Annotated in this window: 18 protein-coding genes; 13 read left to right on the forward strand and 5 right to left on the reverse strand. The window is 56.6% G+C overall.

The window, feature by feature from the left end:
* Positions 1-76: 76 nt before the first annotated feature.
* Genes glyQ through QWI18_RS03025 form a run of 4 tightly spaced genes read left to right on the forward strand, consistent with a single transcriptional unit; the run spans position 77 to position 4,472 of the window.
* Positions 77-1,024 carry a glycine--tRNA ligase subunit alpha gene (gene glyQ / locus QWI18_RS03010; RefSeq protein ID WP_065988033.1) on the forward strand — a complete coding sequence of 316 codons (948 nt, stop codon included), beginning with the start codon at positions 77-79 and terminating at the stop codon, positions 1,022-1,024.
* On the forward strand, positions 1,021-3,075 hold the full coding sequence (gene glyS, locus QWI18_RS03015) for a glycine--tRNA ligase subunit beta (RefSeq protein ID WP_369318188.1): 2,055 nt from the start codon (positions 1,021-1,023) through the stop codon (positions 3,073-3,075). The genes glyQ and glyS overlap by 4 nt, the downstream gene beginning before the upstream one ends.
* An 11-nt stretch (positions 3,076-3,086) precedes the next feature.
* Positions 3,087-3,644, forward strand: coding sequence for a D-glycero-beta-D-manno-heptose 1,7-bisphosphate 7-phosphatase (gmhB, locus tag QWI18_RS03020; RefSeq protein ID WP_369318189.1), 558 nt, complete (start codon positions 3,087-3,089; stop codon positions 3,642-3,644).
* Positions 3,645-3,701: 57 nt separating this feature from the next.
* The gene (locus tag QWI18_RS03025) at positions 3,702-4,472 is read left to right on the forward strand and encodes a 1-acyl-sn-glycerol-3-phosphate acyltransferase (RefSeq protein ID WP_296306702.1); all 771 of its coding nucleotides are present in this window, start codon (positions 3,702-3,704) and stop codon (positions 4,470-4,472) included.
* 184 nt (positions 4,473-4,656) lie between these two features.
* Here the strand turns inward: QWI18_RS03025 and QWI18_RS03030 are convergent, their stop codons facing one another.
* Positions 4,657-5,844 carry an MFS transporter gene (locus QWI18_RS03030; RefSeq protein ID WP_065988037.1) on the reverse strand — a complete coding sequence of 396 codons (1,188 nt, stop codon included), beginning with the start codon at positions 5,842-5,844 and terminating at the stop codon, positions 4,657-4,659.
* A 341-nt stretch (positions 5,845-6,185) separates the two neighbouring features.
* On the opposite strand from QWI18_RS03030, the gene QWI18_RS03035 reads away from it, so the two are divergent.
* Both QWI18_RS03035 and QWI18_RS03040 read left to right on the forward strand, forming a co-directional pair.
* Entirely contained in the window at positions 6,186-7,301 is a 1,116-nt protein-coding gene (locus QWI18_RS03035; RefSeq protein ID WP_192130590.1) for an acyltransferase, read from the forward strand.
* 61 nt (positions 7,302-7,362) lie between these two features.
* Positions 7,363-8,511 (forward strand): acyltransferase family protein, encoded by a 1,149-nt coding sequence (locus QWI18_RS03040; protein ID WP_369318190.1) that lies wholly within the window; start codon positions 7,363-7,365, stop codon positions 8,509-8,511.
* A gap of 65 nt (positions 8,512-8,576) precedes the next feature.
* Here QWI18_RS03040 and gyrB read toward each other — a convergent pair whose 3' ends face one another.
* The 4 genes from gyrB to dnaA are packed head-to-tail and all read right to left on the reverse strand — an operon-like array spanning position 8,577 to position 14,790.
* Complete coding sequence (gyrB, locus tag QWI18_RS03045) at positions 8,577-10,994, reverse strand: DNA topoisomerase (ATP-hydrolyzing) subunit B (RefSeq protein ID WP_065988041.1); 2,418 nt, start codon at positions 10,992-10,994, stop codon at positions 8,577-8,579.
* A 4-nt stretch (positions 10,995-10,998) separates the two neighbouring features.
* Positions 10,999-12,102: a DNA replication/repair protein RecF gene (gene recF / locus QWI18_RS03050; protein WP_065988043.1), complete on the reverse strand. Its 1,104-nt coding sequence runs from the start codon at positions 12,100-12,102 to the stop codon at positions 10,999-11,001.
* Positions 12,103-12,115: 13 nt separating this feature from the next.
* The gene (gene dnaN, locus QWI18_RS03055) at positions 12,116-13,219 is read right to left on the reverse strand and encodes a DNA polymerase III subunit beta (protein ID WP_065988045.1); all 1,104 of its coding nucleotides are present in this window, start codon (positions 13,217-13,219) and stop codon (positions 12,116-12,118) included.
* Between the two features lie 35 nt (positions 13,220-13,254).
* On the reverse strand, positions 13,255-14,790 hold the full coding sequence (gene dnaA / locus QWI18_RS03060; RefSeq protein WP_369318191.1) for a chromosomal replication initiator protein DnaA: 1,536 nt from the start codon (positions 14,788-14,790) through the stop codon (positions 13,255-13,257).
* A 584-nt stretch (positions 14,791-15,374) separates the two neighbouring features.
* Here dnaA and rpmH point away from each other — a divergent pair.
* The 7 genes from rpmH (at position 15,375) to rsmG (ending at position 22,359) form a co-directional block, all read left to right on the forward strand.
* Complete coding sequence (rpmH, locus tag QWI18_RS03065; RefSeq protein ID WP_002551315.1) at positions 15,375-15,509, forward strand: 50S ribosomal protein L34; 135 nt, start codon at positions 15,375-15,377, stop codon at positions 15,507-15,509.
* A gap of 16 nt (positions 15,510-15,525) precedes the next feature.
* A complete protein-coding gene (gene rnpA, locus QWI18_RS03070; protein WP_065988273.1) occupies positions 15,526-15,927 on the forward strand; it encodes a ribonuclease P protein component in 402 nt (133 codons plus the stop codon).
* On the forward strand, positions 15,920-16,165 hold the full coding sequence (yidD, locus tag QWI18_RS03075; protein ID WP_369318192.1) for a membrane protein insertion efficiency factor YidD: 246 nt from the start codon (positions 15,920-15,922) through the stop codon (positions 16,163-16,165). Before rnpA ends, yidD begins: the two co-directional genes overlap by 8 nt.
* 2 nt (positions 16,166-16,167) lie before the next feature.
* The gene (gene yidC, locus QWI18_RS03080; protein WP_065988047.1) at positions 16,168-17,847 is read left to right on the forward strand and encodes a membrane protein insertase YidC; all 1,680 of its coding nucleotides are present in this window, start codon (positions 16,168-16,170) and stop codon (positions 17,845-17,847) included.
* 78 nt (positions 17,848-17,925) lie between these two features.
* Positions 17,926-19,296 (forward strand): tRNA uridine-5-carboxymethylaminomethyl(34) synthesis GTPase MnmE, encoded by a 1,371-nt coding sequence (mnmE, locus tag QWI18_RS03085; protein WP_369318193.1) that lies wholly within the window; start codon positions 17,926-17,928, stop codon positions 19,294-19,296.
* A gap of 523 nt (positions 19,297-19,819) precedes the next feature.
* Positions 19,820-21,718 (forward strand): tRNA uridine-5-carboxymethylaminomethyl(34) synthesis enzyme MnmG, encoded by a 1,899-nt coding sequence (gene mnmG / locus QWI18_RS03090; protein WP_369318194.1) that lies wholly within the window; start codon positions 19,820-19,822, stop codon positions 21,716-21,718.
* A gap of 5 nt (positions 21,719-21,723) precedes the next feature.
* Positions 21,724-22,359: a 16S rRNA (guanine(527)-N(7))-methyltransferase RsmG gene (gene rsmG / locus QWI18_RS03095; RefSeq protein WP_192130998.1), complete on the forward strand. Its 636-nt coding sequence runs from the start codon at positions 21,724-21,726 to the stop codon at positions 22,357-22,359.

Below are 22,359 nucleotides of genomic sequence, written 5' to 3' on the forward strand. Positions count from 1 at the left end.
TCCAAGGGTGGAGGCGCGGCCGAATCGGGTATACTCCCGCTCTTTAAATCGCAGCCCCCCAGTACAGGTGAATTTCGTGAGCCAGCCTACGCCAGCCGTGCGTACCTTCCAAGACTTGATCCTCGCCCTCCAGCAATACTGGGCTGAGCAAGGTTGTGTGGTACTTCAGCCCTACGATATGGAAGTGGGCGCCGGCACTTTCCACACCGCTACGTTTCTGCGCGCCATCGGCCCGGAAACCTGGAACGCCGCCTACGTACAACCGAGCCGTCGTCCTACCGATGGCCGTTATGGCGAGAACCCGAATCGCCTGCAGCACTACTATCAATTCCAGGTCGTCCTCAAGCCCAACCCGGACAACTTCCAGGAGCTGTACCTTGGCTCGCTGAAGCACGTGGGTCTTGACCCGCTCGTGCACGACGTCCGCTTTGTCGAAGACAACTGGGAGTCACCCACCCTCGGCGCCTGGGGCCTGGGTTGGGAGATCTGGCTGAACGGCATGGAAGTGTCGCAATTCACCTATTTCCAACAGGTCGGCGGCATCGAGTGCTACCCGGTCACGGGTGAAATCACCTACGGCCTCGAGCGTTTGGCGATGTACCTCCAAGGCGTCGAGTCGGTCTACGACCTGGTCTGGACTGACGGCCCGTTCGGCAAAGTCACCTACGGCGATGTGTTCCATCAGAACGAAGTGGAGCAATCGACCTACAACTTCGAGCACGCCAACGTCGACAAACTGTTCGAGCTGTTCGATTTCTATGAAAGCGAAGCCGTGCGCCTGATCGAAGTGGAGCTGCCATTGCCGAGCTACGAAATGGTCCTCAAAGCCTCTCACACCTTTAACTTGCTGGATGCCCGTCGCGCGATTTCCGTGACGGCGCGTCAGCAGTACATTCTGCGCGTCCGCACCTTGGCTCGCTCCGTGGCCCAGGCGTACCTGATGGCCCGGGCCAAGCTCGGCTTCCCGATGGCCGCACCCGATATTCGCGATGAAGTGTTGGCCAAGCTGGAGGCTGCGCAATGAGTGCTCAAGATTTTCTGGTTGAACTGGGCACTGAAGAACTGCCACCCAAAGCATTGAATACCCTGGCCGATGCGTTCATGGCCGGTATCGAAAAAGGCCTGCAGGCTGCCGGTCTGACCTACAGCGCCAAGCAGGTCTATGCCGCGCCACGCCGCCTGGCAGTTTTGATCACTCAGCTCGCCACCGAGCAGCCGGATCGCAGCGTCAACCTGGACGGCCCGCCACGCCAGGCAGCGTTCGATGCCGAAGGCAATCCGACCCAGGCTGCCTTGGGTTTCGCCAAGAAGTGCGGCGTTGACCTGAGCGAAATCGATCAGAGCGGCCCGAAGCTGCGCTACAGCCAGAGCATCCCTGGCAAGCCAACGTTGAGCCTGCTGCCGACGATCATTGAAGATTCGCTGAACGACCTGCCGATTCCGAAGCGCATGCGCTGGGGCGCGCGCAAGGAAGAGTTCGTGCGTCCGACCCAGTGGCTGGTGATGCTGTTCGGCGATCAAGTCGTCGACTGCACCATTCTTGCCCAGACGTCCGGCCGTGTATCCCGTGGCCATCGCTTCCATCATCCGGACAACGTGCGCATTTCGTCCCCGGCCAATTACGCCAGCGACTTGCGCGCGGCCCACGTGCTCGCGGATTTCAACGAGCGTCGTCAGTTGATCAGCAAGCGCGTCGAAGAGCTCGCCACGCAACACGAAGGCACCGCCATCGTGCCGCCGGCATTGCTTGATGAAGTGACTGCGCTGGTCGAGTGGCCGGTGCCGCTGGTGTGCTCGTTCGAGGAACGTTTCCTTGAAGTGCCGCAGGAAGCGCTCATCACCACGATGCAGGACAACCAGAAGTACTTCTGCCTGCTGGATGCCGACGGCAAGCTGCTGCCGCGCTTCATTACGGTCGCTAACATCGACAGCAAGGACCCGTCCCAGATCGTCCACGGTAACGAGAAGGTCGTTCGCCCGCGTCTGACCGACGCCGAGTTCTTCTTCAAGCAGGACAAGAAGCAAAAGCTGGAGACCTTCAACCAGCGCCTGCAGAACGTGGTGTTCCAGGCGCAATTGGGCACGGTGTTCGACAAGGCCGAGCGCGTTTCCAAGTTGGCCGCGTTCATCGCGCCCCGCATTGGCGGCGATGCCCAGCGCGCCGCGCGTGCAGGTTTGCTGTCCAAGTGCGACCTGGCGACCGAGATGGTCGGCGAGTTCCCGGAGATGCAGGGCGTTGCAGGCTACTACTACGCCTTGGCCGACGGCGAACCCGAAGACGTCGCACTGGCGTTGAACGAGCAATACATGCCGCGCGGCGCTGGCGCTGAATTGCCAGGCACGTTGACCGGCGCCGCAGTTGCCATCGCTGACAAGCTCGACACACTTGTGGGCATCTTCGGCATCGGCATGCTGCCGACCGGCAGCAAAGACCCGTACGCACTGCGCCGCGCTGCCCTCGGCATCCTGCGCATCCTGATCGAGAAGAAGCTGGATCTCGATCTGGTCAAAACCGTGCAGTTCGCCGTCGCTCAGTTTGGTGTGAAGATCAAACCTGCTGGCCTACCAGAGCAGGTGCTCGAATTCATCTTTGATCGTCTGCGTGCGCGCTATGAAGACGAAGGTGTCGACGTTTCCGTCTACCTGTCGGTGCGCGCCTTGCAGCCCGCTTCGGCTCTGGACTTCGATCAACGTGTTCAGGCTGTCCAGGCCTTCCGCAAATTGCCTGAGGCTGCAGCACTGGCCGCCGTGAACAAGCGGGTTTCGAATCTGCTGAGCAAGGCGGACGGCAACATCGCCCAGACCGTCGAACCGAAGTACTTCGATAACGCCAACGAGTTCTCGCTGTACTCGGCCATTCAGCAGGCAGATCAGGCGGTAGCGCCGATGTCTGCGAGCCGTCAGTACAACGAAGCGCTGACGCGTCTTGCGGCACTTCGCGAGCCTGTAGATGCCTTTTTCGAGGCAGTGATGGTCAATGCGGAAGACGCTGGCGTGCGAGCCAACCGTTACGCCTTGCTCGCCCGTCTGCGCAATCTCTTCCTCGGCGTTGCCGACATCTCCTTGTTGAGCTGACGGCGGAGCGCATGCCAGTGAAGTTGCTGATTCTCGATAGGGACGGGGTGATCAACCAGGATTCCGACGCCTACATCAAGTCGGTCGACGAGTGGGTTCCGATTCCTGGCTCTATCGAGGCTATTGCGCAACTGAGCAAAGCCGGCTGGACGGTGGCAGTGGCCACCAACCAGTCCGGCATCGCTCGCGGTTACTACGATCTGGCCACCCTCGATGCCATGCACGCACGCTTGCGTGAACTCGTGGCGGAGGAGGGCGGCGAGGTCGGACTGGTTGTTTATTGCCCTCACGGCCCGGACGCGGGCTGCGATTGCCGCAAGCCAAAACCGGGCATGCTGAAGACCATTGCCCGCCATTACGCCGTGGATTTACGCGGCGTTTGGTTTGTGGGCGACAGCAAGGGTGACCTGGAGGCGGCGGTGGCCGTCGATTCACAACCTGTTCTGGTCATGACCGGCAAAGGTCAGAAGACGCGAAGCGGTGCATTACCCGCAGGCACGTTGGTTTTTGACGATCTGGCGGCGGTTGCCGCAGAACTTATTCACAACAGCGCCCCGTTGAACGGCTAACAGCTCTTCAACGGCTCGCTCAATTCGGGCAATTGCCCCGTAACGGTAAAAGCAGCTATGTCGATTGTGCAGGCCATCAGGATTTTCTTCTTTTACCTGCTGCTGGGCACTACCGCCCTGCTGTGGTGTTCGCTGAGTTTCTTTATTGCACCTTTCCTGCCGTTCCGTCTCCGCTATCGTTTCATCAATGTTTACTGGTGCCGCTGCGCCCTATGGCTGACTCGCGTGTTCCTCAACATCAAGGTCAGCATCACCGGCCAGGAAAACATCCCCGACACACCCTGCGTGATCGTCTCTAATCACCAGAGCACGTGGGAGACGTTTTTTCTCTCGGCCCACTTTCAGCCTTTGAGCCAGGTGCTCAAGCGGGAGCTGCTGTACGTGCCGTTCTTCGGCTGGGCCATGGCGATGCTGCGTCCCATCGCCATTGATCGCAACAATCCAAAGGCGGCGCTGAAGGTTGTCGCGAAGAAAGGCGATGAGCTGCTTAAAGATCGGGTCTGGGTGCTGATCTTCCCTGAAGGCACACGCGTACCTTACGGCCAGATCGGCAAGTTCTCGCGCAGCGGTTCGGCGTTGGCAGTAAACGCGGACTTGCCCGTCCTGCCTATCTCCCATAATGCCGGCCGCTATTGGCCGAAAGAGGGGTGGGGTAAGAAGCCGGGCACCATTGAAGTCGTGATTGGCAAACCGATGTACGCAGAGGGCACTGGCCCACGCGCAATCGCTGCGCTGAACGATCGCGTGTCGGCGTGGAACGAGCAAACCCAGCGCGATTTGGGGTCGCCGGCAGTACCTGCGCCAACCCCAGAGAAATCACCGGCATGAATTGTGGATAACCTGTGCACGAATAAATCGAAATTCGAAAAATTCGGCGCTAACTCGTTAATTTAAATACTTATTTCTTCCAGCACTTAGCGCGGCCGATGCGTGCATAAGTTTTTCCTTACCGTTCCCCACTGACTAAAAAAAACCCGGTCTTGAGCCTGTGCAGCCAAGACCGTGGTGTGAATCAAGCCGTTCTGGCCGGCGCCGATATTCTCAGGTTGCAGAGCGCCCCCATACCCACCAATACAATCCCTCCGCACGCGGCTGCGACGAATCCCATGGCGGGGGAAACGCTGTCGATCGCGAATCCCACCATCGGCGCGGACAGTGTCTGGCCTATTCGATAAGCCGAATCGTGCAGCCCCATCACTTCACCTCTCACGCTGGAAGGCGCCAGCTTGGCAACCGCTTCCGAGCCTGCAGCCAGCGTCGGCGTGCACAGCAGATTAGTGGGCAACAGCGCGAGCATCAGCCACCACCAGACGTCATCAAAGAACACCACGGGAAGCAGCAGCAGGCTCATTGCCAGGGCAAGTTTCATCTGTGACCACGACCGGTGGACGACACCGTGGACATACCCGCCCACGATGGACGCGATAGACATTGCGGCGATGACATACCCGGTAAAGGCGAGCTGATCGCTGGCGCGCAGCACAGCAATGAGTGCCAACTCGGTGCCATACAGCACGAATAACGCCCCCGCACTGACAAACATGACGGCCAATAAGCGGCCGCTCATCCATGTGCGGAGTTTGGGTCGGACACGATCCGGATTCGCTGCAACCTCGTCCACATTGCGCGTGGGCCAATTCAACACATAGAGCACGACGTAGGAGAGCGCTCGCCAAAGGCCTATGCCCGCCAGAGTGGCTGTCGCCGAATAGGTAGTGATCAAAAGAATACCGCTGGCGGGCCCGATGACGAATGAAAGCTCCATAAGCATCATGTTGAGCGAGTACGCAGGCCGGCGCTGATCTTCCGGAACCAGGCTGGCGACGAACTGCCGGGCTAGCGATCCTGTCGGCACGGTAAACAGCCCGGCCACAAACGCCAGAAGCACGTAAAGCCAATAGCTCACCATGGGCAGCAGTATCCAGGCGAGAGTCGACAGTGTTCCGCATACGGCCACCACCGGGCGCAGGCCGTGACGGTCAATCATTCGACCGAGGAGGGGAGAGCCCACCGCGAAGCCAAGTGCGGTCGCCGTCCCCACCACGCCTGCATCAAAATAACTGCCACCCATTTCGTTGAGCACATGCAGGCTCAGGGTGAGGCCCATGATGGTCAGCGGCAGGCCTGCGACGAACATGAACAATGTGGCAGGCAACACTCGAGGGATAGCCAGCACTCTTTGGTATTTACGAATCGACATATGAATGAGGCTCCTTTGTCTTACATCTGTCCTGATGCAACGGTTTGATCGATAGGTATCCGGGTATTTTGGGCAGTCATCGGTCAATTAGCGCGCAACGACACAGTCTCGCCCAACAAAAGCTATCGATCGAGTTTCATGGCCAAATTATTGGCTGACAAGGCATGCAGGTAATCCGCGTCCCGATTGGAGATGCCAATTAGACGTGCAGCGCCCCCAGTGTATCGTTCAAGCTCAAAAACCATTTCCAACCCTCTCGGTATCGCGCGTCCCCGACGGCGTGAGCGTCACAGCGGTGAATGGATCGAACCGGTACGACCCTGACCGCGCGCGGAGGCAGTATGAATACGTTGGGTGACCTGGCGTCCAGACGAAACAACCACTTCAACCTGATCAGAATGCTTGCCGCCACGGCGGTATTGATTTCCCACAGTTACCCTCTTGCACTTGGGCATGATGCGGTTGAGCCGCTCTCTGACTGGATCGGACTGTCCCTTGGTGACGTGGCGGTGATTACGTTCTTCTGCATCTCCGGCTTTTTTATTTCGCTTAGCCGCGATCGGGCGGACAGCACGATGGATTTTTTCACCGCCCGGTTTCTGCGCATCTTTCCTGGATTGATACTTGTGCTGCTGCTGAGCGTATTTCTGATCGGCCCCCTGCTTACGACACTGAGTGCGTCAGAATATTTCAGGTCAGGGGAAACATACGGCTATCTCGCCCACAACCTGACGCTGTTCAGCATGAAGTTTCAGCTGCCTGGTCTGTTCCAGAACAACCCTTGGCCCGGCATCAACGGTTCGCTGTGGACACTCTTTTATGAGGTGGCCCTCTACCTTCTGGTCGGCGCGCTTGGGACAGTCTCCTTCTTCAGTGAAGGCCGGAAATTCACCGGCTTTGTCATGTCTTATGCCGCCCTTTACGTCTCGTTCAAAGCCTTGATGCTGAACAGCGCTTTGGTCAGTGACTTCTACGGCACCGAATCTTTCTTCACGTGGAGCTTGCCGTTTGTGCTCGGCATGTCCTTCTACCGCTATCGTCAGCACATCGAGCATCGATTTATCGGCCTCCTGCCTTTTGTCGTATTAGCCGCCTGCACGTGGCGCACAGGATATTTCTTCGAGTGCTTTGTGCTGGCCTGGACGTATCTGATCTTCTACCTCGGGTATGCAACCCAGCCCGCGATAGACCGTTACAACCAGCTGGGCGATTACTCGTACGGGGTTTATATCTATGCCTTCCCGATTCAGGAAATAATTGCCCACCTGTTCAAAGGCCTCGGCCCTGGCAGTCTGATGCTGCTCGCCTTCCCACTGGTGTTACTGGCGGCCATATTCTCTTGGCACTTCATCGAAAGGCCATCCATGGCCCGGCGCCGTGAGCTTGCCAAGCGCTTAGGCAGTCGCTGGGAACACATAAAAACTCGTTGGAACACGACCGGGAAAGGTAACGCATGATGACCTACGCCCAGAGGGCGGATCTAAACGCATTCGGCATGGATTCAACAGGGAGTTGGCGATGAAGAGATTTCAAGTGCTGGACGGATTCAGGGGCATCTGTGCACTCAGCGTTGCGGTCTATCACATCCACATGCCACTGAGCTTTGGCGAATGGGCGTTCTTCAGAAATGCTCATTACCTGGTGAGCTTCTTCTTCGTCCTGAGCGGCTTTGTCATGGTCCACACCTACGGCCAGCGACTGGCCACGACCGATCAGTTCAGGCAGTTCTTCATTACTCGCACCTTCCGCCTGTATCCACTGCACGTCTTCGTGCTCCTGTTTGCCATCGCATTGGAGGTCGTGAAGATGGGCGCCGAGCATGCCGGTATAACGTTCAATCAAGCCAGCTTCACCGGGCAGCGAGCGCCTCAGGAAATCATCCCCAATCTGCTGCTGTTGCAATCCTGGTGGCCGGGATTCAACCCCCAGTCGTTCAACTTTCCGGCGTGGAGCATCAGTGTCGAGCACTACATCTACATGATATTCGCGGGGATACTCCTGTGTACCCCGCGCTTCGCCACGGCGATATTTCTCATGACTTCATTGATCGCTACTGTGTGCTTGTCGCTGGGACTTGCCTATCTGATGGAGCCCGCACTGCAGGGGCTGTCTTGTTTCTTTGCAGGTGTGATGACTTACCAGCTCTACCAAGTTATCCACAACAAAACCATGGCCCGCTGGCTGCACACCGTCCTGGAACTTGTCGGCATCTGTTTGGCAGTGAGCTTGCTGGTGAGTGACATTGATCATAAGCAGATCATCCTGATGGTGGTGTTCTGCGTGCTTATGTTGATTTTCTCTTTTGAGGGAGGGGTGATCTCGACGTTGCTGAAGGCTAGCCCATTCGAGAAATTGGGCACGCTGTCGTACTCGATCTACATGACTCATGCGATGGTTCTTTTCGCCTTCACCCTCGCCATGCTTCTAATAGGGAAAGTCACCGGCTTCACGATCGTGACTTATGCTGCTGCCGCCCCAGGTCCACTGCTTTCCTTTCACAATGCAGCAGCTGACAACTCCGTGCTCATCGGTCTGTTAATCGTCATCGTGGGTATATCCGCTATCAGCCATCGGTTCATTGAACTGCGCGGTATCGAATGGGGCAAACGGTTGAGCAGGAGAGGGCGGAACCCAGCGCCGATCAGTCCGATTAAAACAGTGAGCTGAATGCCTAAACGAAAACAGCCCCAATCGATTCACATCGTTGGGGCTGTTTTATTTACGGGTGAACCTTAGAAGTCCAGGTTCGACACTGCCAATGCGTTGGCTTCGATGAAGTCACGGCGCGGTTCGACGGCGTCACCCATCAGTGTGTTGAAAATCTGATCAGCGCCGATGGCGTCTTCGATCGTCACCTTGAGCATGCGTCGCACGCTTGGGTCCATCGTGGTTTCCCACAACTGATCAGGGTTCATCTCACCGAGACCTTTATAGCGCTGAATGGTATGGCGCTTGGTGCTCTCTGCCATTAACCAGGCCAGTGCTTCCTTGAACTCGGTAACCGCTTTCTTGCGTTCACCACGTTGAACGTAAGCGCCTTCTTCCAGCAACGTGCTGATCTGAGCACCGAGTGCAGTGACTGTCTTGTAGTCATTGCTGCCGAAGAAATCGCGGTTGAACGTCACGTAGTTGGACAGGCCGTGGGAGATCAGCTCGACCTCTGGCAGCCATACGTTACGCTCGCGGTCTTCACGCAAGCTGGCCTTGTAGACCAACCCGGACTTCTCACCCACCCGCAGGCGCTCATCAAACTTCGCCAGCCACTCTTGCATGGCCGCGTGATCCGACAACTGCTCCATTGGCACAGCCGGCAGATAAACGAAGTGCTCGGTCAGCTCTTGCGGGTACAAACGGGACAGGCGCTTCAAGGTCTTCATGACCATGCGGAAGTCGTGAACCAGTTTCTCCAACGCTGCGCCGGAAATGCCAGGCGCCGATTCGTTCAGGTGCAGGCTCGCATCTTCAAGGGCCGACTGAGTCATGTACTCTTCCATGGCATCGTCGTCTTTGATGTACTGCTCTTGCTTGCCTTTCTTCACCTTGTACAACGGCGGTTGAGCAATGTAGATGTAACCGCGTTCAACCAGCTCCGGCAACTGACGGAAGAAGAAAGTCAGCAACAGGGTACGGATGTGCGAACCGTCGACGTCAGCATCGGTCATGATGATGATGTTGTGGTAGCGCAGCTTTTCGATGTTGTACTCGTCACGGCCAATACCGCAGCCCAGCGCCGTGATCAACGTGCCCACTTCCTGAGATGAGATCATCTTGTCGAAGCGCGCCTTCTCCACGTTCAGGATCTTGCCCTTGAGTGGCAGGATGGCTTGGGTCTTACGGTTACGTCCCTGCTTGGCGGAACCGCCAGCAGAGTCACCTTCCACGAGGTACAACTCGGAAAGGGCAGGGTCCTTTTCCTGGCAGTCGGCCAGTTTGCCGGGCAAGCCTGCGATATCCAGCGCGCCCTTGCGACGGGTCATTTCACGTGCTTTACGGGCAGCTTCACGGGCACGCGCTGCATCGATCATCTTGCCGACGACGGCTTTTGCTTCGTTCGGGTTCTCGAGCAAGAAGTCAGAGAAATACTTGCCCATCTCCTGCTCAACCGCAGTCTTCACTTCTGAAGACACCAGCTTGTCTTTCGTTTGGGAGCTGAACTTAGGGTCGGGGACTTTGACGGAAATGATCGCTGTCAGGCCTTCACGCGCATCGTCACCGGTGGTGGCGACCTTATGCTTCTTGGCCAGACCTTCCTGCTCAATGTAGTTGTTCAGGTTCCGAGTCAGCGCAGAGCGGAAGCCGACGAGGTGGGTACCACCGTCGCGCTGTGGAATGTTGTTGGTGAAGCACAACAGGTTCTCGTTGAAGCTGTCATTCCACTGCAGGGCAATTTCAACGCCTATGCCATCTTCACGCTGGATGTTGAAGTGGAAGACCTGATTCACAGGCGTCTTGTTGGTATTCAGGTACTCGACGAATGCGCGCAGACCGCCTTCATACTTGAACAGCTCTTCTTTGCCGCTGCGCTCGTCCTTAAGAACGATACCCACACCGGAGTTGAGGAACGACAGCTCACGAATGCGCTTGGCGAGAATGTCCCAGCTAAAGTGAATGTTCTTGAAGGTTTCAGAGGAGGGCTTGAAGTGAATCTCTGTCCCCGTGGTATCGCTTTCACCAACGATTTGCATTGGTTCTTGTGGAACACCGTGGACGTACGTCTGTTCCCAGACTTTTCCACTGCGCCGAACAGTCAGGTTCAACACCTCAGACAGCGCGTTCACCACTGAAACGCCCACACCGTGCAGACCGCCGGATACTTTGTACGAGTTATCGTCAAACTTACCGCCGGCGTGCAACACAGTCATGATGACTTCGGCTGCGGAAACGCCTTCTTCTTTATGCACATCGACCGGAATGCCACGACCGTTATCGCGTACAGTGATCGATTCATCCGGGTGAATGATGATGCTGATGTCGTCACAGTGACCGGCCAATGCCTCATCGATCGAGTTGTCTACAACCTCAAACACCATATGGTGGAGGCCGCTGCCATCGTCTGTGTCGCCGATATACATACCAGGACGCTTGCGTACGGCATCGAGCCCTTTCAGCACTTTGATGCTGGTCGAGTCGTACGTTTGGTTTTCGCTCATGCCTTCACTCCCGGTGGTCGTGGGTCTGGGTGATATTGCCGTGTTCCACGTGGAACAAAGCAACTGGCGTTTCCGTCTGCCAGCCTTCCCTCAACAATTCATGATCTACGCAGGTGATAAATACCTGGCAGCGTAATTCTTCCAGCAGGCGACATAGCGCACCGCGGTGATTCTCATCGAGCTCCGATGGCAGATCGTCGACGAGGTAAATACATTGGCCACGACGGGCCGTGCTGACTAAATGTCCCTGCGCAATGCGAAGGGCGCAGACCACGAGTTTCTGCTGCCCACGGGAAAGGATATCCGCCGCGTTGTGTCCGCCTAGCCGTAGGCGTAGATCTGCACGTTGGGGTCCCGCTTGCGTGTGACCCATCTGCTGATCGCGGTAAAGGGAAGATGCCAGCACGTCACTCAGGTTTTTTTCCTTGTCCCATCCTCGATAGTAACTAAGCGTCAGCCCATCGATCTGAACAAGCTCACTCAGGGTTTGCTCGAACACAGGTTTCAACGCTTTGATATAAGCGCGCCGAAACTCATCAATTTCATCGCTAGCAAGACACAGCTCACGGTCCCAAGCGGCCTGCGAAGCGGCGTCAAGTGTACCATGCCGAAGCCACGAGTTCCGCTGCCTCAGGGCCTTCTGGAGCCGCTGCCAAGTCGACATGAAACGAGGTTCCACGTGGAACACTCCCCAATCCAGGAACTGACGACGAATTTTAGGAGCACCTTCAAGGAGCCGAAAGCTGTCGGGGTTGATCAGTTGCAGCGGCAGAGTCTCGGCAAGTTGCGCGGCGCTTTTGGCGTTTTGGCCGTCGATCCGAATCTGGAAATCTCCCTGGCGATCGCGGGAAATGCCAAGGCTGCTGTGGCCGCCTTCGGCGAGTTCTACCTGGCCAAAGACTGTGCACGCAGGTTGCTCATATTGAATGACCGGCTGCAGCCGTACACTGCGGAATGAGCGCGCCAAGCCGAGAAGGTAAATCGCTTCAAGGACACTGGTTTTCCCACTGCCGTTAGCGCCATACAGGATGTTGATGCGGGGAGAAGGAGAGAAGGTCACCGGGTGCAGATTGCGCACCCCGGTGACCGAGACGCGGCTAAGAGACATTGATCAACTGCTGTTACAGACGCATCGGCATAACGACATAGGCCGAGTCGTCATTACCGGATTCCTGCACCAAAGCACTGCTGTTGGAATCAGAGAGGATCAGACGGACTTGCTCCGTGGTCATGACACCCAGTACGTCGAGCAGATAGCTCACGTTGAATCCGATCTCGAGAGAGCTGCCATTGTAGTCGACGCTGATTTCTTCCTCGGCCTCTTCCTGCTCCGGGTTATTCGCTTGAATCTTCAACTGACCGTTGGCCAGTTGTAGGCGAATGCCCCGGTACTTCTCGTTCGAGAGAATCGCGGTACGGCTGAACGCTTCCCGCAGTGCCTGACGATCACCCACCACCAGCTTGTCGCCGCCCTTGGGAAGCACTCGCTCATAGTCCGGGAATTTGCCGTCGACCAGCTTGGACGTGAACGTGAACTCACCCGTGGTTGCACGAATGTGATGTTGACCCAATACGATACTGACCAAGCCATCTTGCTCGGTCAGTAACCGGGCCAATTCCAGGATGCCCTTACGCGGCACGATCACCTGATGACGGTCAGCCTGCTCGATCTCGGCGGCCATGGAACACATCGCAAGACGGTGCCCGTCGGTTGCAACCGCGCGCAGAATGCCCGACTGAACCTCAAGCAGCATACCGTTAAGGTAGTAGCGAACGTCTTGCTGGGCCATTGCAAAGCTGGTGCGCTCGATTAACCGGCGCAATTTGCTCTGAACGAGGCTGAATGTAAGCGAACCCGGGCCTTCTTCGACGGTAGGAAAGTCGTTGGCAGGCAGGGTCGAAAGCGTGAAACGGCTGCGGCCCGCTTTGACGATCAGCTTCTGCTCGTCGAGCTTGATGTCGATGAGCGCATCATTCGGAATACTTTTGCAGATGTCCATCAGCTTGCGCGCAGGAACCGTGATCTCGCCAGGCTCCGCAGGCTCTTCCAACTGCACACGGCCGACCAGCTCGACTTCGAGGTCAGTACCAGTCAAAGACAGCTGCTGGCCCTCCACGACCAGTAGCACGTTCGACAGAACCGGCAAGGTCTGACGGCGTTCAACGACGCCCGCGACCAGTTGCAGGGGTTTCAACAGGGCTTCGCGTTGAATGGTGAAATGCATGGTCTAGTCCCTTGCCTTGATAAGCTGCGTCGGCATCACGTTGTCAAAGTCCGCAGCAGGTTCTTGTAGTCCTCGCGGATGTCCGCATCGGATTCTTTAAGCTCATTGATCTTCCGGCACGCGTGCAAGACCGTCGTGTGGTCCCGGCCGCCAAACACATCGCCGATTTCAGGAAGGCTGTGATTGGTCAGCTCCTTTGACAATGCCATCGCCACTTGCCGCGGTCGCGCAACAGACCTGGAGCGGCGTTTGGAAAGCAGGTCGGAGATCTTTATCTTGTAGTACTCAGCAACAGTCCGCTGAATGTTATCCACACTCACCAGTTTGTCCTGCAGCGCGAGCAAATCTTTCAGCGATTCACGGATCAGCTCGATCGTGATGTCCCGACCCATGAAGTGTGAGTGAGCGATGACGCGCTTCAGCGCACCCTCAAGCTCACGCACATTGGAGCGGATTCGCTGCGCGATAAAAAATGCGGCGTCGTGAGGCAGATCGACTTTCGCCTGATCCGCCTTCTTCATCAAAATCGCCACGCGTGTTTCAAGTTCCGGTGGCTCGACCGCCACCGTCAAACCCCAGCCAAAGCGTGACTTGAGCCGCTCTTCGAGGCCTTCGATTTCCTTGGGGTAGCGGTCACTCGTGAGAATAACCTGCTGACCGCCTTCGAGAAGGGCGTTGAAGGTGTGGAAAAACTCTTCCTGAGAACGTTCCTTGCGCGCAAAAAATTGAATGTCATCAATCAATAGTGCGTCGACGGAGCGATAGAAGCGTTTGAACTCATTAATGGCATTGAGCTGTAGCGCCTTGACCATATCCGCCACGAATCGCTCGGAGTGCAGATACACGACTTTGGCGTTCGGATTCTTCTTGAGCAGGTGGTTACCCACAGCATGCATCAAGTGGGTTTTACCCAGACCCACACCTCCGTAAAGGAAGAGCGGGTTGTACCCATGCTTGGGATTGTCAGCTACCTGCCAGGCAGCAGCCCGCGCCAGTTGGTTCGATTTACCTTCGACAAAGTTCTCGAACGTGAAGGTCCTGTTCAGATAGCTGGTGTGCTTCAGCGCTCCCTCAACCTGAACATTACGCTGCTCGGCGCGCGCAGGAGCTTGCTGAGAACTGGCGCCAGCCATCGGATCGAAGCTCGCCCTGGAAGGCTCATCCTCGACATTCAATGAGGTCTGAATCATCGGAGCAGGCGTCGCTACGGACTGCGGCGCTCGTGCTACAGCCGGTGCTTCGATGGTGGCTGCCAACTCGGCGGCCTGAGAAGCGGCAGCCGCTGCTGCAAGCGGAGCGTTCGGAGCGGCGCGTGGAGCAGAGCTGCGCTTGCTGCCTATTAATAAGGACAGCGCCGGCGCAATTCCCTGGCCATGCTCGCCCAGCAACTCGAGCAATCGACCCAGGTACTTCTCATTCACCCAGTCCAGCACAAACCGGTTGGGCGCATACACGCGCAATTCGTCGCCTTCGGCTTCAACTTGTAAAGGTCGGATCCAGGTGTTGAATTGCTGGGCAGGCAGCTCATCGCGCAAAAGCTCAACGCATTGCTGCCAAAGTTCCACTGACACAAATATCCCCTAGATTCTGAAGCCGGCGTGGCAAAAACAAGCGGCCATTGTAACCACCCGTAGCTGACTTATCCACACGAAGGTAGAGCGCCAGCGCACGAAAGCCTGCACAAAGCGCCTAAAAAGACGACAGCCGGTGGATAGTTAAGCTCTGTGGATAACCGAGGGTTAGCTCTCTGCATAACGATGGGTTGAAGTCTGTGGATAAAGCAGCTGTGGATAAGTAGCCCTTCTATGCACAGCTTGTCGCCAGCCGTCGCACAGCCGCGACACTGCTTGTGGACAGACTTTCATTCCTCTGTACATCAAGCAGTACGTGGTCTGCAGCGGTTTATCCACAGAAATCCTCTCCCTAAGCTTTTATAAGCTTTACAAAGAAGCTTTAAATACCTTCCTTCTTTATTTCTATATATACGTCCCAAGAATGTACCGACGGATAGATCGCTGTCGACGAAATGGACCCAGGAACTAAATGCAAGAAACATTGGTTGGAAATTGACCTGCGGGCCCGCTTTCTCTAGAATCCCCGGTCTCTTAAAACGGGGGCCATTCCGGCCCGTTGTGGACGAACCAGGTAACACGCCATGAAACGTACTTTCCAACCCAGCACTATCAAGCGCGCTCGCACCCACGGTTTCCGTGCTCGTATGGCCACCAAAAACGGTCGCGCAGTTCTGTCGCGTCGTCGCGCCAAAGGCCGTAAGCGTCTGGCAGTTTGATTAATCGGCACAGGTGGTGAGTCAGGACTTCAGTCGGGAAAAGCGTTTGCTGACACCCCGGCATTTCAAGGCAGTCTTTGACTCCCCCACCGGCAAGGTTCCGGGAAAAAATCTCCTGCTCCTTGTGCGCAACAACGACCTTGATCATCCCCGTCTAGGGCTGGTGATCGGAAAGAAGAGCGTGAAGCTCTCCGTCGAGCGCAACCGTTTGAAACGCCTGATGCGTGAGTCGTTTCGCCTTCACCAGGACAACCTGGTCGGATGGGATATCGTCGTCGTTGCACGCAAAGGCTTGGGTGATATTGAAAACCCCGAATTGATTCAGCATTTCGGCAAGCTCTGGAAACGTCTGGCGCGCAGCCGGCCCGATCCCGAACTTAAAACCGAAACTGCGGGGGTAGACAGTACTGATGCGTAAACTGGCGCTCGTTCCGATCCAGTTTTACCGCTATGCCATCAGTCCTCTGATGGCCAGTAACTGTCGTTTCTACCCCAGTTGCTCCTGCTACGCGTACGAGGCCATTGAAAATTATGGTCTGGTGCGCGGTGGCTGGCTGACCTTACGTCGCTTAGGTCGGTGTCATCCGTGGAATCCCGGTGGTTATGACCCGGTTCCACCTGCTCCCACCTCCCGTTCCTCTTCGATGGCCGAGTAATCATGGATATTAAACGCACGATCCTGATCGTCGCCCTGGCAATCGTGACCTATGTCGGTGTCCTGAAATGGAACCAGGACTATGGTCAGGCTGCCTTGCCGACTCAGAATGTTGCTGCCAACACCAATACATCCGCTATTCCTGATGCTCCGCAAGGTTCAGCGACTGCCAATGCAGACGTTCCTAGCGCTACCGGCGAAGTGGCTGCGCCGGCGGAAATGCCGGTGGCTACCAGCAAAGATCTGATCCAGGTGAAGACAGACGTCCTTAATCTGGAAATCGATCCGGTCGGCGGCGACGTGGTGCAGCTTCGTTTGCCACTTTATCCACGCCGTCAGGATCATCCCGAGATTCCTTTCCAGCTGTTCGATAACGGCGGCGAACGGATCTTTCTCGCTCAGAGCGGTCTGACTGGCGCAAACGGCCCTGATGCCCGAGCCACTGGTCGCCCGGTCTACTCGGCTACGCAGAAAAGCTACCAGTTGACTGATGGTCAGAACGACTTGGTCGTCGACCTGAAATTCAGCGACGGCGGCGTCAACTACATCAAGCGCTTTACGTTCAAGCGCGGTCTGTATGACCTGACCGTTTCTTACGTGATTGACAACCAGAGCGCCCAGCCTTGGAACGGTAACCTGTTCGCACAGCTGAAACGTGATTCGAGCGCTGACCCATCCTCGACGACTGCCACTGGCACGGCCACCTATCTGGGTGCTGCGATGTGGACTCCTTCGGAACCTTACAAAAAGGTTTCCATGAAGGACATCGACAAAGGTTCGGTGAAGGACACCGTTCAGGGTGGTTGGGTTGCCTGGTTGCAGCATTACTTCGTGACCGCCTGGATTCCGAACAAAACTGATAGCAACACCGTCACCACCCGTAAGGACAGTGCCGGCAATTACATCATCGGCTTCACCGGCCCGGCACTGACAGTCGCACCTGGCGCAAAAGCCGAGACCACTACAACGCTTTACGCCGGGCCGAAGAGTCAGGCAGTCCTGAAGGAGTTGTCCCCAGGTCTGGAATTGACGGTGGATTACGGGATTCTGTGGTTTATTGCCCAGCCTATTTTCTGGCTTCTGCAACATATCCACAGCATCGTGGGCAACTGGGGCTGGTCGATCATCTTCCTGACCATGCTGATCAAAGGGCTTTTCTTCCCTCTGTCGGCGGCCAGTTACAAGTCGATGGCACGCATGCGTGCAGTCGCTCCGCGCTTGGCCGCGTTGAAAGAGCAGCATGGCGACGATCGTCAGAAGCTTTCTCAGTCGATGATGGAGCTGTACAAGAAAGAGAAGATCAACCCGTTGGGTGGATGCTTGCCGATTCTGGTACAGATGCCGGTGTTCCTGTCGCTGTACTGGGTACTGCTTGAAAGCGTCGAGATGCGCCAGGCGCCGTGGCTGCTGTGGATAACCGACCTGTCGATCAAAGACCCGTTCTTTATTCTGCCGATCATCATGGGCGCTACCATGTTCATCCAGCAGCGTTTGAACCCGACACCGCCGGACCCGATGCAGGCCAAGGTCATGAAGCTGATGCCAATCATCTTCACGTTCTTCTTCCTGTGGTTCCCGGCTGGTCTGGTGCTGTACTGGGTTGTGAACAACACCTTGTCCATTACTCAGCAGTGGTACATCACCCGCAGCATCGAAGCGAAAGCCAAGAAAGCTGAAGCCTGATCTATCCTGTTAACAAGTTATTCAAAACGCCCCCTAGTGGGGCGTTTTGCTATCCGTCGGTTGTCCAGGAGTCGGTCCATGAATGTTCTGTCAGAAACCATTGCGGCCATTGCAACGGCTCCAGGACGAGGAGGCGTGGGTATCGTCCGTATTTCCGGCCCGAAAGCTTGCAAATGCGCCGAGATGATTCTTGGCAAATTGCCACAGCCTCGTTACGCACATTACGGCGCTTTCAAGGGTGAAAGCGGCGAAGTGATTGACGAGGGTATTGGTCTTTATTTTTCAGGACCTCACTCGTTCACCGGGGAGGATGTGCTCGAGCTTCAGGGGCATGGTGGGCCTGTGGTTCTGGATATGTTGCTGCAGCGCTGTGTGCAGCTGGGGTGCCGCCTGGCACGGCCGGGTGAATTCAGCGAACGCGCATTTCTCAATGACAAGCTTGACCTGGCCCAAGCCGAGGCGATCGCGGACCTCATTGAGGCGAGTTCTGCGCAAGCTGCGCGTAACGCCTTGAGGTCGCTGCAGGGTGCATTTTCCCAGCGAGTGCATGAGCTCACTGAGAAACTCATCAGCCTGCGCATTTACGTTGAAGCGGCCATCGACTTTCCAGAGGAGGAAATCGACTTTCTCGCGGACGGTCACGTGCTGACCATGTTGGATAACGTACGCAATCAGTTATCCACAGTGTTGCATGAGGCCAATCAGGGAGCGTTACTCAGGGATGGCATGAATGTGGTTATCGCCGGCAGGCCCAATGCCGGTAAATCCAGTCTCCTGAATGCATTGGCGGGTAAAGAAGCGGCGATCGTAACTGAGATTGCCGGCACAACCCGGGATGTCCTCCGTGAACATATCCACATTGACGGGATGCCACTTCATGTTGTGGACACTGCCGGTCTGCGTGATACCGACGATCAGGTGGAAAAGATAGGCGTTCAACGCGCGCTTCAGGCGATTGGCCAGGCAGATCGCATTTTGTTGGTGGTCGATGCAACGGCGCCCGAGGCCAGCGATCCCTTTGCACTGTGGCCAGAGTTCCTCGATCAACGGCCTGACCCGGCCCATGTCACCCTGATTCGTAACAAGGTGGACTTGAGCGACGAACCAGTGGAACTGGTGACCAGCGTCGATGGCCACGTGACCATCAGCCTGAGTGCAAAGGCCGGTGGGGAAGGTGTGGAGCTTTTGCGCGAGCATCTGAAGGCGTGCATGGGGTATCAGCAAACAGCCGAGGGAAGCTTCAGTGCACGCCGGCGCCATCTTGAGGCGTTGCACACGGCAAGTGCTTCTCTCGAGCATGGACGCTCGCAGCTGACCTTAGCCGGCGCGGGTGAGCTACTTGCCGAGGACCTGCGCCAAGCCCAGCAGTCCCTTGGCGAAATTACCGGCGCCTTCAACTCGGACGACTTATTGGGGCGGATTTTCTCCAGCTTTTGCATCGGCAAATAGCACCACGCCCTATCCCCAGGCAGGTCAATCTCTCCGGACCTGCCTCATATCGATTTACTCATCCCATTTTTCGTGACTTCCGATCAGCGCGCCGGCGGATAAGTGCACCTCGAATTTAACCGTTCAGCACCTGAATGCTCGGATAAGCCCTGTGCATAACAGCAACTGAGCTCGGTTGATAAACAGGCGTCTGACCTGAGGATAATCGTGCCTGTGGACAACTGGTCATTTAATCCACAGGCTTAGACCCGTTATCCAAGGGTCTCTTGGTCACATGGACACAGGGTTTTGATTCTCTGTACAGCACGTAGATAAAGGCCCGCATGACTTTATCCACAGAAAGGGTGCTCAGTAGAAATAATCATAAAAACAAAGATCTTATAAATTTCTTTCTTTTTAATTTCTATAACCGCTATTCATCCACAGCTGGTTAGATTTTGCGCAACGGGTTTCTTAAGGGGGGGTAAGTCCCTATACTTGCCGCCATTCCTATTCCCCCCAATCAACAGGCACGAGGTGCGTGGTGGATTTCCCTTCCCGTTTTCAAGTGATCGTCATCGGCGGCGGTCATGCCGGTACCGAGGCAGCACTGGCGTCCGCACGTATGGGTGCTACCACCCTGCTGCTTACGCACAACGTGGAAACCCTCGGCCAAATGAGTTGCAACCCGGCCATTGGTGGCATCGGTAAGAGTCATCTGGTCAAAGAGATCGATGCGCTTGGCGGAGCAATGGCAACGGCCACTGACAAAAGTGGTATCCAGTTCCGCGTGCTCAATAGCCGCAAAGGCCCAGCTGTCCGGGCAACGCGTGCCCAGGCTGACCGGGTGTTGTACAAGGCGGCAGTCAGAGAAATTATTGAAAACCAGCCCAACCTCTGGGTATTCCAGCAGGCATGCGACGACCTGATCGTTGAGCAAGACCAGGTGCGCGGCGTAGTGACTCAGATGGGCCTACGATTTATGGCCGACTCCGTGGTTCTCACCACGGGTACCTTTCTGGGCGGACTTATCCACATTGGTCTACAGAACTATTCAGGCGGTCGCGCCGGTGATCCGCCATCCATTGCGCTTGCACGCAGGCTCCGTGAGCTCCCGCTGAGAGTGGGCCGTCTGAAAACGGGCACACCTCCGCGCATCGATGGCCGATCTGTGGATTTCTCGGTGATGACAGAACAGCCGGGCGATGCGCCGATCCCCGTGATGTCGTTCATGGGCTCCAAGGCCCAGCACCCGAGCCAAGTCAGTTGCTGGATTACCCACACCAACGCCCGGACCCACGAAATCATCGCTGCGAATCTGGATCGGTCGCCGATGTATTCTGCTGCCGGGGAGATCGAAGGGGTCGGCCCGCGCTATTGCCCGTCGATTGAGGACAAGATCCATCGTTTTGCCGACAAGGAAAGCCATCAGGTGTTTATCGAACCGGAAGGTTTGACGACCCATGAGCTTTATCCAAACGGTATATCGACCTCGCTGCCGTTCGATGTACAGCTCCAGATCGTCCGGTCTATTCGCGGGATGGAAAACGCCCACATTGTCCGGCCTGGCTATGCCATCGAGTACGACTACTTCGACCCGCGCGACCTGAAGTACAGCCTGGAAACCAAGGTTATCGGTGGTTTGTTCTTTGCAGGCCAGATCAACGGCACGACCGGTTACGAAGAAGCCGGTGCGCAAGGTTTGCTCGCCGGTGCCAACGCGGCCCTCAGGGCTCAAGGCAAGGACAGCTGGTGTCCGCGTCGCGATGAAGCTTACATCGGCGTGCTGGTGGATGACCTGATTACGCTGGGCACACAAGAGCCGTACCGGATGTTCACCTCGCGCGCCGAATACCGGCTGATTTTGCGCGAAGACAACGCGGACTTGCGTCTGACTGAACAGGGTCGGGCGCTGGGGTTGGTCGACGACGCCCGCTGGGCGGCGTTCTGTGCCAAGCGTGAGGGCATCGAGCTGGAAGAACAACGCCTGAAGTCCACCTGGATTCGTCCGGGTACCGAGCAGGGTGATGCGGTCTCGGCGCACTTCGGCACGCCATTGACCCACGAATACAATCTGCTGAATCTGCTGAGCCGCCCCGAAGTGGATTACGCCAGCCTGGTTGCGCTGACCGGCCACGGCTCGCCTGACCCGCAGGTCGCTGAACAGGTCGAAATCAAGACCAAGTACGCCGGTTACATCGACCGTCAGCAAGATGAAATCACCCGTCTGCGTGCCAGCGAAAATACTCGACTCCCTGCTGACATCGACTACACCGGGATTTCCGGTCTGTCCAAAGAAATCCAGAGCAAGCTGGGGATAACTCGTCCGGAAACCCTAGGCCAAGCCTCGCGGATTCCCGGCGTTACCCCGGCGGCGATTTCTCTGTTGATGATTCATTTGAAAAAACGCGGCGCGGGCCGTCAGTTGGAGCAAAGCGCTTGAATTCGATGGTTTCCCCGCAGCACGCAGAAGAGCTGACGCTCGGCGCTCGAGAGCTCGGCGTCGATTTGAGCGAGAGCCAACACAGCCAGTTGCTGGCGTATCTGGCCTTGCTGATCAAGTGGAACAAGGCCTACAACCTGACCGCAGTTCGTGATCCGGATGAGATGGTCTCTCGCCATCTGCTGGACAGCTTGAGCGTGGTGCGTTTCATCGAAGGTGAGCGTCAGCTGGATGTCGGCAGTGGCGGCGGTATGCCGGGTATCCCGCTGGCCATCCTGTTTCCAGAGATGAAAGTCACCGTGCTGGACAGCAACGGCAAAAAGACTCGGTTTCTGACGCAGGTCAAACTCGAGCTGGCGCTGGCCAATCTTGAAGTTATCCACAGCCGTGCCGAAGCTTTCCAGCCTGAGCTGCCGTTCAACGGCATCATCTCCCGCGCTTTCAGCAGCCTGGAAGACTTTACTCAGTGGACTCGGCACATGGGCGACGGTGAAACGCGCTGGTTGGCAATGAAGGGTCTGCATCCGGTGGATGAACTGGTAGCATTGCCCGCAGATTTTCATCTGGAAAGCGCGCAAGCCTTGGCCGTACCCGGTTGCCAAGGTCAACGGCATCTGCTGATACTGCGCCGCACGGCATGA

The sequence above is a fragment of the Pseudomonas sp. W2Oct36 genome (assembly GCF_041060465.1).
In the GTDB taxonomy this organism is placed as follows: Bacteria; Pseudomonadota; Gammaproteobacteria; order Pseudomonadales; family Pseudomonadaceae; genus Aquipseudomonas; species Aquipseudomonas graminis_B.

What these genes read in the sequence shown, in the direction of transcription:
- rsmG (WP_192130998.1), top strand. Translation starts at nt 21,724, where the DNA reads ATGGTTTCCCCGCAGCACGCAGAAGAGCTGACGCTCGGCGCTCGAGAG.
- QWI18_RS03035 (WP_192130590.1), top strand. Translation starts at nt 6,186, where the DNA reads ATGAATACGTTGGGTGACCTGGCGTCCAGACGAAACAACCACTTCAAC.
- yidC (WP_065988047.1), top strand. Translation starts at nt 16,168, where the DNA reads ATGGATATTAAACGCACGATCCTGATCGTCGCCCTGGCAATCGTGACC.
- QWI18_RS03040 (WP_369318190.1), top strand. Translation starts at nt 7,363, where the DNA reads ATGAAGAGATTTCAAGTGCTGGACGGATTCAGGGGCATCTGTGCACTC.
- mnmE (WP_369318193.1), top strand. Translation starts at nt 17,926, where the DNA reads ATGAATGTTCTGTCAGAAACCATTGCGGCCATTGCAACGGCTCCAGGA.
- QWI18_RS03030 (WP_065988037.1), bottom strand. Translation starts at nt 5,844, where the DNA reads ATGTCGATTCGTAAATACCAAAGAGTGCTGGCTATCCCTCGAGTGTTG.
- yidD (WP_369318192.1), top strand. Translation starts at nt 15,920, where the DNA reads ATGCGTAAACTGGCGCTCGTTCCGATCCAGTTTTACCGCTATGCCATC.
- glyS (WP_369318188.1), top strand. Translation starts at nt 1,021, where the DNA reads ATGAGTGCTCAAGATTTTCTGGTTGAACTGGGCACTGAAGAACTGCCA.
- gyrB (WP_065988041.1), bottom strand. Translation starts at nt 10,994, where the DNA reads ATGAGCGAAAACCAAACGTACGACTCGACCAGCATCAAAGTGCTGAAA.
- gmhB (WP_369318189.1), top strand. Translation starts at nt 3,087, where the DNA reads ATGCCAGTGAAGTTGCTGATTCTCGATAGGGACGGGGTGATCAACCAG.
- QWI18_RS03025 (WP_296306702.1), top strand. Translation starts at nt 3,702, where the DNA reads ATGTCGATTGTGCAGGCCATCAGGATTTTCTTCTTTTACCTGCTGCTG.
- recF (WP_065988043.1), bottom strand. Translation starts at nt 12,102, where the DNA reads ATGTCTCTTAGCCGCGTCTCGGTCACCGGGGTGCGCAATCTGCACCCG.
- rpmH (WP_002551315.1), top strand. Translation starts at nt 15,375, where the DNA reads ATGAAACGTACTTTCCAACCCAGCACTATCAAGCGCGCTCGCACCCAC.
- dnaN (WP_065988045.1), bottom strand. Translation starts at nt 13,219, where the DNA reads ATGCATTTCACCATTCAACGCGAAGCCCTGTTGAAACCCCTGCAACTG.